Origin of the sequence: Acinetobacter rongchengensis (genome assembly GCF_003611475.1) — a bacterium.
GTDB lineage: Bacteria > Pseudomonadota > Gammaproteobacteria > Pseudomonadales > Moraxellaceae > Acinetobacter > Acinetobacter rongchengensis.
On sequence record NZ_RAXT01000064.1, the window covers coordinates 1 to 16,638 of the forward strand.

14 protein-coding genes are annotated in these 16,638 nt (G+C 37.4%); 6 read left to right on the forward strand and 8 right to left on the reverse strand.

The window, feature by feature from the left end:
* The 4 genes from D7V20_RS16890 to D7V20_RS16905 all read right to left on the reverse strand — a co-directional run.
* Positions 1-1,149, reverse strand: a 1,149-nt coding sequence (locus tag D7V20_RS16890) for a hypothetical protein (protein WP_213072518.1), incomplete at its 3' end; no start/stop codon positions are given.
* A gap of 100 nt (positions 1,150-1,249) precedes the next feature.
* Entirely contained in the window at positions 1,250-2,641 is a 1,392-nt protein-coding gene (locus D7V20_RS16895; protein WP_120385202.1) for a phospholipase effector Tle1 domain-containing protein, read from the reverse strand.
* Between the two features lie 12 nt (positions 2,642-2,653).
* Positions 2,654-5,374 (reverse strand): type VI secretion system Vgr family protein, encoded by a 2,721-nt coding sequence (locus D7V20_RS16900; RefSeq protein WP_120385203.1) that lies wholly within the window; start codon positions 5,372-5,374, stop codon positions 2,654-2,656.
* Positions 5,375-5,589: 215 nt separating this feature from the next.
* Positions 5,590-6,171 (reverse strand): LysE family translocator, encoded by a 582-nt coding sequence (locus tag D7V20_RS16905; RefSeq protein WP_171407852.1) that lies wholly within the window; start codon positions 6,169-6,171, stop codon positions 5,590-5,592.
* 270 nt (positions 6,172-6,441) lie between these two features.
* Between D7V20_RS16905 and D7V20_RS16910 the strand changes: the two genes are divergently transcribed.
* Entirely contained in the window at positions 6,442-6,921 is a 480-nt protein-coding gene (locus D7V20_RS16910; protein ID WP_235831662.1) for a DIP1984 family protein, read from the forward strand.
* Between the two features lie 109 nt (positions 6,922-7,030).
* Here the strand turns inward: D7V20_RS16910 and D7V20_RS16915 are convergent, their stop codons facing one another.
* Together D7V20_RS16915 and D7V20_RS16920 are read right to left on the reverse strand one after the other, a co-directional pair.
* On the reverse strand, positions 7,031-7,213 hold the full coding sequence (locus D7V20_RS16915; protein ID WP_120385206.1) for an NF038215 family lipoprotein: 183 nt from the start codon (positions 7,211-7,213) through the stop codon (positions 7,031-7,033).
* 139 nt (positions 7,214-7,352) lie between these two features.
* Positions 7,353-8,003 (reverse strand): D-Ala-D-Ala carboxypeptidase family metallohydrolase, encoded by a 651-nt coding sequence (locus tag D7V20_RS16920; protein WP_235831663.1) that lies wholly within the window; start codon positions 8,001-8,003, stop codon positions 7,353-7,355.
* Positions 8,004-8,211: 208 nt separating this feature from the next.
* Here D7V20_RS16920 and D7V20_RS16925 point away from each other — a divergent pair, with 208 nt between their 5' ends.
* The 5 genes from D7V20_RS16925 (at position 8,212) to D7V20_RS16945 (ending at position 14,311) form a co-directional block, all read left to right on the forward strand.
* Positions 8,212-8,763 (forward strand): TetR/AcrR family transcriptional regulator, encoded by a 552-nt coding sequence (locus D7V20_RS16925; protein ID WP_120385208.1) that lies wholly within the window; start codon positions 8,212-8,214, stop codon positions 8,761-8,763.
* 8 nt (positions 8,764-8,771) lie between these two features.
* Positions 8,772-10,424 carry an MFS transporter gene (locus tag D7V20_RS16930; RefSeq protein WP_120385209.1) on the forward strand — a complete coding sequence of 551 codons (1,653 nt, stop codon included), beginning with the start codon at positions 8,772-8,774 and terminating at the stop codon, positions 10,422-10,424.
* A 70-nt stretch (positions 10,425-10,494) separates the two neighbouring features.
* The gene (locus D7V20_RS16935) at positions 10,495-11,643 is read left to right on the forward strand and encodes an HlyD family secretion protein (protein ID WP_120385210.1); all 1,149 of its coding nucleotides are present in this window, start codon (positions 10,495-10,497) and stop codon (positions 11,641-11,643) included.
* A 495-nt stretch (positions 11,644-12,138) separates the two neighbouring features.
* A complete protein-coding gene (locus D7V20_RS16940) occupies positions 12,139-13,008 on the forward strand; it encodes a 1-aminocyclopropane-1-carboxylate deaminase/D-cysteine desulfhydrase (protein WP_120385211.1) in 870 nt (289 codons plus the stop codon).
* Positions 13,009-13,111: 103 nt separating this feature from the next.
* Entirely contained in the window at positions 13,112-14,311 is a 1,200-nt protein-coding gene (locus tag D7V20_RS16945) for a BaiN/RdsA family NAD(P)/FAD-dependent oxidoreductase (protein ID WP_120385212.1), read from the forward strand.
* 137 nt (positions 14,312-14,448) lie between these two features.
* Here the strand turns inward: D7V20_RS16945 and D7V20_RS19885 are convergent, their stop codons facing one another.
* A complete protein-coding gene (locus tag D7V20_RS19885; protein ID WP_171407851.1) occupies positions 14,449-14,616 on the reverse strand; it encodes a hypothetical protein in 168 nt (55 codons plus the stop codon).
* A gap of 133 nt (positions 14,617-14,749) precedes the next feature.
* Positions 14,750-16,384, reverse strand: a complete 1,635-nt coding sequence (locus tag D7V20_RS16950; RefSeq protein ID WP_120385213.1) for a mechanosensitive ion channel — start codon at positions 16,382-16,384, stop codon at positions 14,750-14,752.
* Positions 16,385-16,638: the final 254 nt, after the last annotated feature.

The window sequence follows — 16,638 nt, forward strand, 5'->3', positions numbered from 1 at the left end:
CAAGTAATATTCATACGCACCATCTAATGGGCGTTTTTCTTTGCCTTTTTGCAAGTAAATTTCTTTGATTTTGAAATCTGTATCTAAATCTATTTTTAGTTTCGAAAACTCATATTCATAAGCGGGATGATCATTAGTACGCAATGAACGAGTTGGATAAAGTGCCTGAAAGTTTTTAAAGTATTCAGTTAAATTCGGATCTTGGTAGTATGGCATATAGTCGGCTGCCAACCATTTCGGAATAGGGAATAAATGTATTTCAATATAATAACGTATCCCCGTCGGTTTATAGGTCACCCATGTCCACAACTTGACTGGAGCTGCTTTTAAACGAGTTTTGTCTGCCTCTAAACGATCATCAAGTATTGCAAAACGCTCCGTATTGACATATTCAGCGTAATACTCGCCTGACCACTCACCATCAGGTGCAGTGACTTCCAAGTTCCATGGATATTTGGTTTGTAGCATTTTGTACCAGTCTGGACTAATTTTAAAACTCCCCTCGGTCCAACGCTTATAAATCTCAGCATTCTTTTGTTTAAAATGATCTAATACACTTTTTACATCTTCTGCACGTATATCATTTTTCCTTAAATACTCCATGTCTGCCGTTTGAGTCAGCCCGACAACCGTTGCATAATCACCCTCAATTTTTTGTGCTTGCCATGACCCGATTTCCTCACGCGTTCCAAACCCTATCGCAGATAAAATCACCCAACCTTGCGGGGCAAAAGCAATGTCAAATTTTCGATAAACATTGGGTGATGGATCTTCGCCATCCTCATCTGCCATACCTTTAGGTGCTATGGTAAATAAGCGTTGGATTTTTTCCTTGGGTAAAGGTTGAATCAGTTGATAAAACTGATTATCCAAACGATCAAAAAAAGTCAGATGCAAGACTTCAGGTAAAGGCTGTTTAAAAGCGTTTCCACCTAGCGGTGTTCCGCCTACCCCCCAACGACCACTGGAACCGTCGAGGGTCCTTAACCAAGTCCCATCTGCCAAATAAAATGCGGTACGCATATTTTCATCAATGGGCGATTTAACAATATATGAATCCACATAAATATCTTTGCTTGAATCTTTATAACTTGTAAAAATTGCTGAGGAAGTATTCGCTCCCCATTCTATTTTATTGGAATTATTCATAAATTTAACCTGATAGAAAGATACAGCTAAAATCAGTAATACCAAACCGATTAGGCATGTGAGCAAGATATAATTTCTTTTTGCATTGTCCTTTTGTGTTTTAACCATTATGGATTTTCCGATAAGGCAAGCCATTTTTTAAACGGATGCTATAACCTAAATCTTCAGTCATGCCACCTTGGTAAGTCTTTTTGGCTGACCAGTGCAAATATTGGTTTCTTAGATTTTGAATCTGTGCCTTGTCTTTTAAACGCAAATCCAAAAACTTACCCCATGCAGCACTCTTTAATACTGCATTGGGATGGCTATTGATTAAGTTTTTAATAATGCCTGTTAAGTTCCTATTTTCATAAGTTTCGATATCTGCTTTGAATTTGATCTGCCCATATTGCTGGGTCATCAAGCGCATGGTTTTTAAGGCGATTTTATGATAATCATTGGGAATATTTTGTCGGGTCGCGTTGTATTCGTTTTTCCCTACACTACGTATTTGTGACTGAGTAAAAAAGCCCTGTTCTAAAAACCATGCTTTCAATGCTTCGCTGGTAATATGGTAACTATTACTTAAACCACTGGGGTAACTTCCCCCAATATCTGAGTGCGCACCATCCATGATCACTTCGTAGCCATAGCCCTCACGCATGGCTGCTTTAATATTGGTTAGGGAAAAATATTCACGATATTCATCCCCTGCGGCAATATGAAAAACCTTGGTGATTTTTTTATCATCGGCATCCAAATCTACAAAGTTGAGCGTCAGCTCTTTGACATCATTATCGAAATTAGGTCTGACCGCAGTCGCTATTCCGCCTGTAAGTGGGCCAAACACAGCCATCTTTCCAACTGACATGGTATCCATGGTTTGAAAAGAAGAAACCGTGTCAAATATCCCCACAAAACGAAAACGCACTTGCTTACTTGAAAAGCCCCAACCTTTAAACAGTTTGGGTTTAGACTTGGCCAAATGCACAAAATGCCGTGCGGTTGCTGCACCACGGCTAAAACCAAATACATTAATCACAATACCATTGGGTTTAGCGCTTTCTCCATTTGATTCTTTATATTTTTTTTGAATTTCTGCAAAAGCAGATTCAGCACGGGTTTTCACTCCTGTTTCACCACTACCATAGGCAAAACCTATGGTGCTGTCTGTTTCATATTTAGTTGAGCCCATACCTTCAACATAGACCCAAAGATTATCTTTACTTTCACCCGCTCGCTGTGAAAACAAATGCGCCACATTGGAGTAAGCATTGGTATAACTTTCATACTTACTTTTATCCTCTGCAATCTGTTTGGCATATTTGGCTCTAGCATCTATATTGTAGAGGTTATTTTTTGTGCCATCAAAAAACACATTCACCACCACAGGTTTAACAATAATATCTTTAAACGAAAGCTCAGGTTTATTGGTCTGTGCGACTGCAAGCAGTACGCCTCGACCCGGTTTATTCTCTTCTGAGTCCTGTTTTTTGGGTGCTGGAAGTGCCATCGTTTTTATCCTTTATTCTTCATTATCGTCTGCATATATTTTTAAATCGCTGGCCGCATAGCCTGAACTTAAACGTATGGTCTCACCCTTTTCATTACTCACCCCTCTAAACACAGTGCCATCACCACTGATAATTTTGTAGGCAAACCCAGCAACAGGATTTCCTTTCGGGTCTTTCAGTACAAACATCTCGTTATAAGGGTCTTGCGGAAGTGCATAATCTATTGTTTTTGGACCCAATATTGAATGTTTTGCGGTATATACTTTTGACTCACCTTTGGTGCCTTGTTCAATTCCTTCTGTATTCAGTTTGAAATAGTTACCCTTCACATTGAATATGATTTCTTCAGCTGCACTGATTTCAATCGATTTTTTCTTACTGATAATCTTAAGCACTTTGTCTGCAATAATATCCATGTCACCTGTTTGCGCATGGAGTTCAATCTTGCCAAACGCGGCAATCAAACGCATACCCAACTTCACAGCAAATAAACTCACTTTTTCAATCGCATGTGCAATAAAGTTCTTTTGCGTACTCACATTGACACTGCCATTTGCAATCTGATTAATATGCTGATCCGCAGATAAATGAATATCTCCTGCTGTACTTAGACCAATCCCTTGTGGCGAGGAAAGTAACAGCAATGCACTATTAAACTTTGCAATATCCTTTTGAATATTTTCTGCAAATACTTTGAGTTGTTCTATCGATTCAATTTCGTCCATTTCATGTTTCTTTGCAATATCACTCAAGGATTGACTATAAGCCTGATTGGTCTTGAGTTGAGTCTTGGCCTCTTCTGCATGCATATGCTCGCCACTGGCATTGGATTGTTTATAACTGGTCAGCAGTAAACCGTTACCACCGCGTACTGCGCCATAATCATCAGTGCGAACTTCAAAACCTGTTCCACGGTCATGACTTGTTTCCGTTTCTTTAGGATGACTCAATTGACCTAAATTAATTTGACTCGCTGCATAGCTACTTTGGAGCTGGGCACTAAACTGTCCTTGTGTATCATCAAAGCGTAATTGATTAAACCCTGTTGCACCTATTTCACGACTACGGATACCACTTAAGCGACGTGTATCAGGTAATTTGCCTTTGATATCAAACTTTGTAGGGGCTCTCTTCGCCTCATGTATTCGCCCCAATACAAATGGACGGTCTGCATCTCCATTGAAGAAGTCTATTACAACCAATTCACCTATACGTGGTAGAAACCGTGCTCCAAATCCCTCTCCAGCCCAAGGCGTAAGCACATCTACAAATGCAGAGTCAGCATCATTTTCATTAGAGCCACGCCCGCCATCGTGTAGATTATCTTCTGTTCTGGAGAATAAAAAGCGAACCTTGATCCTGCCCCATTCATCTACATAAATGCTTTCACCAGCAGGGCCAACCACTCGTGCATGTTGCGTATATGCGACTGGTTTATGCAACTGAGGGTTATATTCAGGAACAATCGGGATATGACGGCGGATTAAAGTCAGTTCACATCCTTGTTTTTCTTCTTTAACACCAACACTCCATTGATTGATATCTAATAATTTAAAGATGGTTTCTGTTAAGTCTTTTGGCAAATTATTGTGATGGAAACTCTGCTGCTTTAAAATCAGAAACTGTCTATCATTTTCGGCATGTTGATCTATTTCAGGATGCCCAATAAATTCAAACCAGTAACCCACCCGAGTATCTCGTATCGTTCCTTGAGCAATAAATTGTTTCGCCTGAGCATTATGATATTTAACTAAATTTGCACTAAGTTTTTCTAACTGGCCATCATTGGAGCGAGTTGCACCATCCTCTCCCTTTAGATCACTCGTCCATGCAGGAGATAAGTGCCAAGATTGTTCTAAACTTAACTGTTCATTGTTGTAATAATCGCTGTGCTTATGATGTGAAAGTACAGAACCCGGCCAATCCGTTTGCTCAAGATAGTCTGCTTGCCACCGCTGTAAATGTACTGCGGTAGATTGAATTTTCCGTTTCGCAATAAAGCTTACGATCGTATCAAATTTTTCAACTGCACTGCTTCTATGGTAACGAAGCTCTCGTCGAGCAAGTAGCTTAAATTGACTATGATCGTCGATTAATTTTAATTTTTGAGGTTGTATTGAATCATCATACGCTGTAACAATACTGTCCGTCTCATCTACAAACCAGTTAATATTTTCCGAGCGAAGTAGTCTTGTAACGAAACTGTAATCGCTTTCATCAACCTGCATTGTAAACGGTCGTATATCATAGTGACCTTTTAACCCCGTTAAATCCAGCTTTAAACTTTTAGCAAATAAATTAGATCTACGCTGCCATTCTTCAAAGATTATTTTAACAATATCGATGACAGACTTATTCATAAAGACACGACTATTACGATTATACCGCCACAATGAAGTCGCATCTTCTAAAGTGATTTTATAAAGCGTGAGTGCACCATCAGACTGTCCAAGCTCCGCACCAGTAATATTGCCTGTGGTTCTAAATAACTGGTTCTGATCTGTACGAACATCAACTGCAACTTGGCAACCGATCAAACTTTTTAATGGAATAAAATCTCCAGTAGCAAGACAGATCAATTCAGCTTTTAGTCCACCATTTAGCTCATGTGTTTTACTAAAATAATTTAAAAATAAGTCTTGATTTAACTGAGTATTTGAAAAAATCGCTTTTATTATACGGTTCTGCGCAGTTATACCAATTTTGTCTAAAACCCTATGTATATTGAGCATTTTTCTTTAATTTTATTAAATTTATTATTTAAAAAAGTATCACTGTTTATTTTGTTTAACAACTAAACAATATTATTCACATGCTCTAGAACGTACGACTGATGACATTCTGACTACTGTATTTATATGACTATTACCCCATTGAGAAGCTTAGTTTTAATTTTAAACACGCTCCCACGGGGAAGGTTTTCAATTAAGAGAAACCAATTGAATGACTACTTCATCCCAAAGATCAACTTCAACCCGAGTACAGTCATCACCCCACCTGCAATGCGGTCAAATACTTTTTTAGATTTTAAATACACTTTACGTGGGCCTTCTGCTGAAAGTGCTACAGCCACCAACGAATACCATCCTGCATCAATAAAAAAGCATAAAACAGGTAAAACAAAATAATAATAGGTTGGAATTTCTTTCGGTAAAAGTGCTGTAAAAACACTGGCTAAAATAATCGCAATTTTAGGGTTACTCAATTGAGTAATTAAACCCAAACGATAAGCATGAGCAAAGCTCATAACCTGTGTTGTACCATCCATCTGCTGCATCGGTTCTTTGGCATGTTTAATAATTTTATAAGCCAACCACAACAAATATAAACCACCACAAATTTTCAAAACCAAATAAGCTGAAGGAACAGCCAATAAAATAGCCTGTAACCCCATGACTGCTAATAGTCCAAACAAAGCAGCGCCAGTCCCTGTACCCAAAGCAGTGAATAGACCATGTTGCCGTGAAATAGCAATCGAATTTTTCGCTACATATATAAATGTAGGCCCTGGACTGATCGCACCCAACATGAGGGCTAAAGCAATTGATCCTAAAACAATTAACGATTCCACTAGACACGACTCAAACAGATTTTTAGCAGTGCAGATTTTACCCTAAAAATGTTTGTTTACATATCAAAATTAAATACGATGCATTTAAAAATTGATAAATTAAATAATAGTATGAGTTTCAATAATCTAAAAAATAAATCGATTGAATCACACTTTGAATACTTTCTTTTAAAATAGAAAAAGCATAAAATAGATTCAATAATTAACTATTCCTACAAAATAAATGTAATGAATTTAAAAAAATCCTCTAAAAACATGACCATCGCTGAAGCTTTATTACTTCGTATTGAATTAATCACGAAAAGAGATGCTTTACAGCAAAGGATTAATAATAATTTATTGATCAAATCAGATGCAAAACTTGAGGATGCTCCTCATATTTTGATTCGTGAAGCTTTTTCAGTGAATAGAGAAATTTATGAACTGACCAATCGTATTGAAGCCACCAATGCTGTCACAAAAACAATTCATGGTCGTAAAGTTTTAAATGTGTTGGCAGATCGAAAAGCACTACTCAATCAGCAGCGAATCATTCAGCAAGCCATTGACAAAATTAATGTGGATTATCATCTATACAAACAAGATGCCTCATGGATTCATACCATTACAATGAACGACCTACAAAAACATTACGATGAAGTTACGGCTCAATTGCACCAATGCAACTTAGAAATTTTTGCATCAAATTGGCAAATTGATTTAATTTAATTTCTTTCATATCAGAAATTTAAATCAATAAAATTTGATCTTTAACGAGATAATTCACCGATCAATGAATACACAAAGAGCATCTATTTGATGCTCTTTTCATAAAAAATTAGTGTTCTAAATCTATGTTATTTTCATGTGCTGTCAGACGATAATCTTTTTCATACACAGGCATCCCTGCGATATGAATCGAACGGACTTCAGTTTTGGCTGAACTCATGGGTGCTTTCTTTTCGCACCCCGCCAAGCATACAGCCAGTAAAACACTTAAACCGATGGATAGTTTATTCATCACATATCCTCATGACCTTATTCTTATCTATTCAGCATAGCAGTTTTGTACAAAAATACAGCTTTTTATTTTTATAAAACTTGTTTATTTGTCACAAAATTGAATAAATATATTGGCTCAAGAAAAAGAATAGATGAGTTTAATTTTTTAAACATACTGAACTTGTCGATTTAAAATCTTTGCCCCATGTTCGATAGGCTTGTGTATCAATATGATAGCGATTATTACCATAAACCCCTAAGCCCATCTTAAAATGCTTACCTTCAACTTTCCAAAACTGACACATTTTTTTTACTAATAAATTGCGATCACTTTCAACCGTTTCTTTGGGGTCAAGTACATGAAAATCTACAGCATAATGATATAAATGCTTACTTTTCTCTGCTCCATTTATACATTTATTTAACTCTGGGGAACGATAAACTGCGGTAATGGTGTAACGCTTAAAGTATTCATTACGATTCAACTTTTCAACCAATTGCAAACTGCTCACAACATTTTTCCAATAACGCCTAGGAGGAATTGCAAAACGCTTGGAATAACAACGTTCGGGCATGCTATTTCTTGTGGTCGTAAGCTCCATCAAACTGGGTGGATTTTTCAAATATTGCGACATAAATTGATAATAATCAGCAAGTAATTTTGGATCTTGCTTGGCTTTCCACTGTTGAAATTGTTGCTGCAACTGGGTATTACTTTTATTTTGTTGTGTTTGCTGATGGCCAGATGGTTTACAAGCACTCAGAATAAAAACAGCGCTGAAAAAGAGTAAATTCCGGCAAACATACACATACTTTCTCTTTTTAATCATAATTATAGTTATCACAGTAAAACAAACTCTAATCGTTTATTCATCATATTTATTGGTATATTGAAGCATCATTTTATCCAAATTTATGTTGTTATTGCTTTAACTTACAAAAATAAACAGCGCAACATTTTACATCGGACAAAAATGTCCGTTAAATAGATATCAATATCTCAAGCACTGCATTCTCATGATCAAACGCCAACAACAAGCTGCTCAAAATCGTGAAGACTTACTTACAGCTGCGCTCAAAATCTTTCGCGAACAAGGTATTCGTGCACCCTTACAACTCATCATAGATGAAGCAGATGTTGGCCGAGCAACTTTTTATCGAAATTTTCAAGATCGTCGTGCCTTAGTGATTGCATTGATGGAGCAAGCTTTAAGTCGGCTTGAAGAACGTGCCAAGAATTATGTCCAATATCCAGATGGGATGTTTCGCCTTATTCAAAACCACGTCGATAATTTGCCTTATTTAACAGCACTGATGGAATATTGGAGAGTCATTGATCACGATGACCCTGCTTTGATCAATATTTATCAGCGACGTGATCAAATTTTGCAACCTTTGATCGACCAAGCGATTAGCAATCATATTTGTCGTCCAGACTTAACCACAAAAGATTATTCACTCATTACAGGAATCCTCAGAGCTTCTTTTCAAGGAATGAATGACGCTGAGCAAGTTAAATTGGCAAAACGTGCTGTTGATTTACTGATCAATGGAATGAAAGCATCATAGGTCTAGAAATGGAAAAAACACCACGTCTATTAGAACCTGCTCCCGATTGGACACCTGAAGAACGTCCAACACTACCAGGCTCACCTGCTGCTATTGCTCACCCTTTACCTAAAAAGCTCATTTATTTTTTTATTGGTTTATTTGTGGCGATATCAGGTAGCTTAAGTAATGGGTTTATTACTGCTAACCTGCCTTTAATTCAAGGAGAATACGCACTCAGCCCATCTGAGGCAGCGTGGATTCCAGCCGCCTATGTTATGGCGAATATCAGTTCAAATCTGCTGCTTTTCAAAGCACGGCAACAATATGGATTAAGGCTTTTTTCAGAAATTGGCTTAGTGTTATTTATTGCCGTTCTCATCTTACATCTTTTTGTCCATACTTTTGAAATGGCGCTCTTTGTCAGAATAATGAGTGGCCTCGTTGCAGCACCATTAAGTTCGCTAGGTATGTATTACATCATGCAAGCCTTTAAGCGTGAAAATTTTGGTCGGGGAATGTATTTAGCATTGGGTTTTCAACAACTTGGCATCCCTTTGGCTTGGATTATTTCTCCTTATATTGTCAATGTAAATGATTGGGCTGTACTTTATACCTTCGAACTCGGCTTAGCTTTATGCTGCTTAGCCATGGTTGTTTCTGTCAAATTACCACGGAGTTTAAGAATTGCAACTTTTGAAAAACAGGACTTTTTCACTTTTCTTTTGCTCGCACCTGGCTTTGCATTGCTGTGTATCGTGCTCACACAAGGCCCTATTCTCTGGTGGTTTGAAACAAAATGGCTCGGCTATGCTTTGATTGCTGGATTCAGCTTAATCGTGATTGGTTTAACCTATGAATATTATCGTGTAAATCCACTGATTATTACCCGTTGGTTAGGTTCAGCATCCACACTTAAATTCATTTTCGGTGCATTGGCCATCCGTTTGTTAATGTCTGAGCAAAGCTATGCTGCGGTCAATTTCCTTAAAACAATGGGAATGGGGCCTGATCAATTTGTTACCTTGTATAGCATTATCTTTATTGGTATTGCTTCTGGAACAATTTTCAGTGCATTAACATTTAAAAAAGAAAGAATCATTTGGCATCTTATTGGTGCTGAAATCCTCGTTCTGATTGCATGTGCTTTGGATTATCACCTAAGTAGTGATGTACGTCCCGAAAATTTTTACCATAGTCAATTCCTCGTTGGCTTTGCAAGTGGTATGTTTATTGGTCCTTTACTACTCAATGGAATTATCAGTGCTCTACAAAAAGGACCATCACACATCGTCACTTTTGTGGTTTTATTTTCTGCAACACAAAGTTTTGGAGGATTAATCGGTAATTCATTTTTTTCAACTTACCAACAAGTGCGAACTCAAAATTATCGTGCAGCACTCATCAGCGATTTACCACAAACGGACCCCACGATCAGCCAACGCTTGGCAGGCTATCAAAAACAAGCTACTCAATATACCTTGGATCAAACTCTAGTACAAAATCAGGCACTTCGTAATTTAAACCAAGTACTCACTCGAGAAGCTCAAGTTCGTGCTTATAATGATGTAATTGCCCTTAACGGCATATTTGCAATCATCTTACTCATCTGGGGTGCATTAAATATTGCATGGAGCCAGTATCAGTCGAGAAAACAACGACCCATCATCAATAGTAGTTAAAGGCTAAGCTTATGTTATTTGTCAAAAAACACTTGGTTATCGGTATATATTTTTAAATTCGAGATTGATTATGTCAGCAGATCAAACCCCAGTAGAACAAACATCCAGTACGACTCAGGAAGCTCAAACTACAACTACAGAAACTACAGAAACACCTGTTGCAATGTCCCCGTCCAGTAAATTAATTCCAACAACAAAACGCACTTTGGTGTTGATGTTCATTGTGTTATTGGTGGGGATTAGCATTATCTTATGGGCATGGCGAATTGGCCCATTTAAGAGCGTGATTGAATCAACTGATAATAGCTATATCAAAGGTAAAACGACCGTACTTTCTTCTCAGATAAATGGATATGTCAAAGATGTATTGGTCACCGATTTTGATCATGTCAAAAAAGGTCAAATTTTAATGCATATCGATAGCACAACCTATGATCAGAAAATTACACAAGCTGAATCAGGTGTAGACCAAGCATATACAACCTTAGCCAATCAAACTCAAGCGATTCAACAACGTAAAGCAGATATTGTCGCAGCCCAAGCCAAAGTAGACCAAGCACGTGCAGCTTATGCACTCGCAAATGCACAGTTGAAACGCTATCAACAATTAGGCAACAGTGGTGCTGCTTCAAAAACAGAACAAGACAAAGCCGCAGCTGATGCAAAAAATGACTTAGCGCTACTCAAACAAGCTGAAGCGAATGTTTTGGTTGCGCAAGAAGCACTAAAAACCGCACAAGTTGCTGAGTCTGGACTAAAAGCCCAAGTCACCAATGCCAAAGCGCAATTTGATCAAGCTGTAACCACCAAAGATTATAGTGTGATTTCCGCACCGATGGATGGTCAACTAGGTGAAGTCAGCCCACGTGTTGGGCAGTATGTGGCAGCAGGTTCACAGTTAATGTATCTCATTCCACAACAGACTTGGGTTATCGCCAACTTCAAAGAAACCCAAATTGCTGATATGAAAATTGGACAAAGAGCATCTTTTACTGTGGATGCAATGAAACACCAAAAATTCACAGGAAAAATTGAACAAATCTCTCCCGCAGCTGGTGCAGAATTCAGTGTTCTTAAACCTGACAATACAACAGGTAACTTTACCAAAGTGGTGCAACGCATTTCTGTAAAAATCGCTATTGATCCAAATCAAAAAGGAATCGAGTTCTTAAGACCAGGTATGTCGGTCATTACTTCTGTTGATACCAGTTCGAAATAAATTGGCTCTAACTCAGTCAATTATTGATAAATCTGCCGTTGAATATAAGCGCATTATATAGGGTCTGTTGACAATTCATCTATGTTTGCGACTATACGTGTTTTTAGGCGATACTAGGCGTGAAATACGAAATTTAGTCATTCTAAATGATGAGAAACACTGTTTCGCAAGACAACAACGTAGCGTCAAAAAACACTGTAGTCCCGAAGGGTTGTGGCTAAAATTATCTCAGCCTTCGTTATGAAACTTGAAAATAGTCTCGCTATTCTCTTCATTTCATGCCTTGTCTGCTCAATTTTAGCCTACAACGCAAGCCATTTATGAAATATCAACAGACCCTAACCAAGGTTTCACCTAAATGCGTTTTTCATAAATATTTATTTACATCGCTGAGGTTGGAATCATCCGAGTCAAAATAAATCAATATCGAGGCTGAGTTTGAGTACAATAGCCATGATTGGTCTAAATACCGCTTAATTACTGAATAATATGAATATGTTCGATCGTATTGCTCAAACGATTTCTGAGCAAACACTAAACTTAGATCTGCCAGTACAGATGACCATTAAACGCTTAGACCAAATTCATCCGCAAATTTCAGGTAATAAGTTCTTTAAACTTAAATATAATTTCTTAGAAGCTCATCGCTTGAATTTAAAACAGATCATTACTTTTGGTGGTGCTTATTCTAATCATATTGCAGCGACAGCCTATGCAGCACAACTTTTTGGTTTTCAAAGCATTGGTATTATTCGTGGTGAAGAGTTAGCCAATAAAACACTCAATCCAACTTTAACCACTGCGCAACACATGGGGATGCAATTCAATTTTGTTTCACGTGAAATATATAGACAAAAAGATAATGCTGAATTTTTAACTGAATTAAAACACAACCACCCTCTTGCTTACATCATTCCTGAAGGTGGAACAAATACTTTGGCAATACGCGGCTGTCAAGAAATTCTCAATCAGAATGATTTACTCCATTATGATGTCATTTGTTGTGCTGTTGGGACTGGAGGTACGATAGCTGGACTGATTGAGGCAACGACAGATCAGCAGACAATTTTAGGATTTTCAGCACTTAAAGGCGACTTTCTACAACGAGATGTCGCTCAACTAACTTCAAAAAATAATTGGAAAATTATCGACGATTACTGCTTTGGTGGTTATGCCAAAACAACACCTGAATTATATCAATTTATTGAAAACTTTGAGCATCAACATCAGATTCCCTTAGAGCAGATTTATACTGGAAAAATGCTATATGGTATTTTTGATCTTATTGCTAAAGGCTATTTTGTTGAAAAAACCAGAATATTGGTGATCCATTCAGGTGGCTTACAAGGTCGCAATATCCCTTGATCGATTTCAATCACCAGAACAAAATTTAAGCATAAGATTAGTTCTGAAAATTAACTCAAATTTGTCTATAATTGCCCGCTTTAACTTTTCATGGTTTTTTTGCATGTCTTCCAACCAATACGATGTGATTGTCCTCGGCGCAGGTGCTTCAGGTTTAATGCTTGCAGCAAAAGCAGCAGCACGTAGTCGAAAAGTTTTGGTGGTTGAAAAAGCCAATAAAATTGGAAAAAAAATTCTCATGTCAGGGGGCGGTAAATGTAACTTTACCAACCTTTATGTCGAACCTGAAAACTTTATTTCACACAATCCACATTTCGTTATTTCTGCTTTAACTCGCTATACCAATTGGGACTTTATTGGCATGGTATGCGAGTATGGTATTGAATATGAAGAACGTAAGCATGGACAACTTTTCACCCTAAAAGGTTCAAAAGAAATTCTAGCGATGTTACTCAATGAATGTGAAAAAACTCACCTCGTCGATATTAAAACCAATTGTGAAGTCAAAGCAGTCTCGCAAACGGATTCGCAAACTTTTCAAGTGGCAACGAACTTAGGCTATTTTCAAGCTGAATCTGTTGTGGTTGCTGCTGGTGGTTTATCTATTCCAACATTGGGTGGTTCTGATATTGGTTATAAAATTGCGAAGCAATTTGGACATCATATTTATCCAACGCGTGCAGGTCTTGTTCCTTTTACTTTTTCTGACCAATTCAAAGAAGTCACGACCCGTTTAAGTGGCAATGCTGTTGAAGCAACACTTTCTAACCAACTGAATCAATTTACCGAAGCCTTACTGTTTACCCACCGTGGTCTGAGTGGTCCAAGCGCATTGCAACTTTCTAATTATTGGAATGTTGGTCAAAGTTTTAAAATTGACTTCTTACCTTCACAAGATCTTTTAAGCTTTTTCAAAGCTAAAAAACAAACTCAACCGAAAGTTTTACTTCGTACTTTACTCATTGAACATTTACCAAAGAGTGTGGTGATTGAGCTACAAAACTTAATTTGGGCGGAATTTGCTGAAACAGCGATTGGACAATTAAGTGATGAAAAGCTTGAAAATATTGCCAATAAGCTCCATCAATTTGAAGTAAAACCTTCGGGAACAGAAGGTTATCGCACAGCTGAAGTGACTTTAGGTGGTGTGGATACCACTGAAGTTTCATCAAAAACCATGGAAAGTAAAAAACAAAAAGGTTTGTTTTTTATTGGTGAAATCTTAGATGTTACGGGTCATTTAGGTGGCTTTAATTTCCAATGGGCATGGTCATCTGCACACGCTGCTTCTGAGTATGTTTGATTGCTTAACAGGTCATTTTCTATTTTAAACCACATCTTTTGGCGATTTTATTTAAACCCTTAAATAGCTAAAAAATCGCCAAATGACTGTTTGTTCAGTTTCGTATGTAATTACAACTGATATTTCAACATTCAGCTTCACTCTTGTGAATCTTTTGAATGATTTTCTTGCTGTTGCTGCTCAACTTCGCTTTGTTGTTTATTGGGTTTAGCAAATACAAATTTATAAGCACTGGCTAAAAAACCAATGGTAATTCCAGCAATAACAATTGGAGCAATAAATTTATTGGGGTGTTTGTTGGACATTATTCTTCTCCTCTGCATTTTGTACCATACTATTTTACGATCGGTCACAAATACGATCATAAAATAAAGATACGCTCATAAAATAAAAAAGATCGATCAAATATCCTGATCGATCTTTTTTTAAAATTAAAGGTTATTTCGGGTCATTTTCATCATGATTGTGAGTATTATCTAATGAATCATTCAAAGAATGGTACTCGGTTTCTATGACAGGCGCATCCGCTGTAACTTGATTGGTTTCAGCCATTGGCGTGTCCGTTGTTGGGTTATTCTTTTGATTCAAAGGATTGGGTTGATTGGCTTGTTTTTTTGCTTTATCAATTAAATCCCCTAAAACTCGCTCTGCGGGTTGGCGCCCACCTAAGCCAAAAGCCAAAGCAAATGCCACTGCAACTGAGCCCAACGTTAAACCAAATGCAAGATTGACAATAGAGTCTGCAATGCCCATAGCTTTTAAACCCATTGCAATGACTAAGCCCATGATCAGGATACGAACCAAATTACCTAACCAACGAGAGCTATTGTATTCACCACGTTGTACAACATTTGCAACAATATTGGCTAACCAGAAACCAATCACCAAGATCACAGCGCCTAATAATATATTTGCGCCAAAGTGAATAAACATCGAGATTAGACCACTGACTTGTTCAAATCCAAGTCTATTCGCAGCTTCGGAAACAGCAAATAACATGGTAAAAATAACGATCAGATAACCAACGATGCAAGAAACTTTGGTGTCACCTAAGAACCGTTGTACATCTAATTTTGCAGGTATTTCATCTACACCTGTACCCGCAACAACTTCAGCAACCAAGCGTCCTACAAAACGAGACACGATATAAGCGACAATCAGGATTAACCCTGCAGCAATAATATGTGGAATCGCATACATGATTTCTGCCAACATCGCTGTAGCTGGCTGAGAAATCGCTTGAATACCCAATGCTTCAAAAGCCACGATTAACGAGGTAATCATGACGATCGCAAATACAAAAGAGCCTAAAAACTTAGATAATCCTTGATTAGAATTTTTAAACAAGCCTACTTTCTCGATTTGCGTTTGTAGATTTAAGCTACTAATTAATCCCTCAACAATTCCTCGAACAATTTTTGCCAAGATATAACCAACAAAGATGATAACGCCTGCAATAAAGATATTAGGTAAATATGACACAGCTTCATTCAGCATATTTTGCACTGGAAGCAATAAACCTTGTAAACCCAGTATTGACAAAACTATTGGTAAAAATAGCAATAAAATCAACCAATAAATAATATCTGCAATATTTTGCGTGATTGGGCTAACCCCTACTTCGGCGCTGAGCTTATCATCTAAGCGTGTTCGGTCTAGCACTCTTTTTAATCCAACTCGGACTAAATTTGCGATGATCCAACCAATAAAAGCAATCGCAACAGCAGCCAATAATTGTGGGATAAACAATAAGAATTGCTGAATCATCATGCTAAACGGACCACTTACACTGGTTAAATTCAGTACATTTAATGCACCAATAACCGCAATGATCATCACCACCCAAAACACGATTCGAGATAGAATATTTTCAATATTTGAACGATGACCTGTCGCTGCCGATAACTTTTGATTCGTTCCAAGCTTTTCAAGGATTTTTTTAATACCAGCAGCCACAATTAAAGCAATAATCCAACCTACAATAAGGATAGCGACTGCTGCTAAGATGGGTTGAAATTGATCCCAATAATACATGGCATCAAAATGCCCCCGTGCTTGCAAAATTTCATTCATTTTTTATTCCTCAAGCTTAAGATTTATATAGATTTATACTTCATAGCGATTCACAGCCATTCCAAAATCACTTTGGAATGCTGATCTATTTTTTGATTAACATCACTTTTACTTTACATTTTGAGCATTTATTGTTCAATTTTTACTGCTTAACTCGTACAAATATGATTCAAAATAAATCATAAGTCCCCTTTTCACACGCTATAAATTATGAGTCACTTACGCACTGAATAGATAAAATTCTGGAAATACAT

Excerpts from the sequence above, each read along its gene's own strand:
- D7V20_RS16895 (WP_120385202.1), bottom strand. The coding sequence starts at position 2,641 with ATGGCACTTCCAGCACCCAAAAAACAGGACTCAGAAGAGAATAAACCG.
- D7V20_RS16900 (WP_120385203.1), bottom strand. The coding sequence starts at position 5,374 with ATGCTCAATATACATAGGGTTTTAGACAAAATTGGTATAACTGCGCAG.
- D7V20_RS16905 (WP_171407852.1), bottom strand. The coding sequence starts at position 6,171 with ATGTTGGGTGCGATCAGTCCAGGGCCTACATTTATATATGTAGCGAAA.
- D7V20_RS16910 (WP_235831662.1), top strand. The coding sequence starts at position 6,442 with ATGAATTTAAAAAAATCCTCTAAAAACATGACCATCGCTGAAGCTTTA.
- D7V20_RS16915 (WP_120385206.1), bottom strand. The coding sequence starts at position 7,213 with ATGAATAAACTATCCATCGGTTTAAGTGTTTTACTGGCTGTATGCTTG.
- D7V20_RS16925 (WP_120385208.1), top strand. The coding sequence starts at position 8,212 with ATGATCAAACGCCAACAACAAGCTGCTCAAAATCGTGAAGACTTACTT.
- D7V20_RS16930 (WP_120385209.1), top strand. The coding sequence starts at position 8,772 with ATGGAAAAAACACCACGTCTATTAGAACCTGCTCCCGATTGGACACCT.
- D7V20_RS16935 (WP_120385210.1), top strand. The coding sequence starts at position 10,495 with ATGTCAGCAGATCAAACCCCAGTAGAACAAACATCCAGTACGACTCAG.
- D7V20_RS16940 (WP_120385211.1), top strand. The coding sequence starts at position 12,139 with ATGTTCGATCGTATTGCTCAAACGATTTCTGAGCAAACACTAAACTTA.
- D7V20_RS16945 (WP_120385212.1), top strand. The coding sequence starts at position 13,112 with ATGTCTTCCAACCAATACGATGTGATTGTCCTCGGCGCAGGTGCTTCA.
- D7V20_RS19885 (WP_171407851.1), bottom strand. The coding sequence starts at position 14,616 with ATGTCCAACAAACACCCCAATAAATTTATTGCTCCAATTGTTATTGCT.
- D7V20_RS16950 (WP_120385213.1), bottom strand. The coding sequence starts at position 16,384 with ATGAATGAAATTTTGCAAGCACGGGGGCATTTTGATGCCATGTATTAT.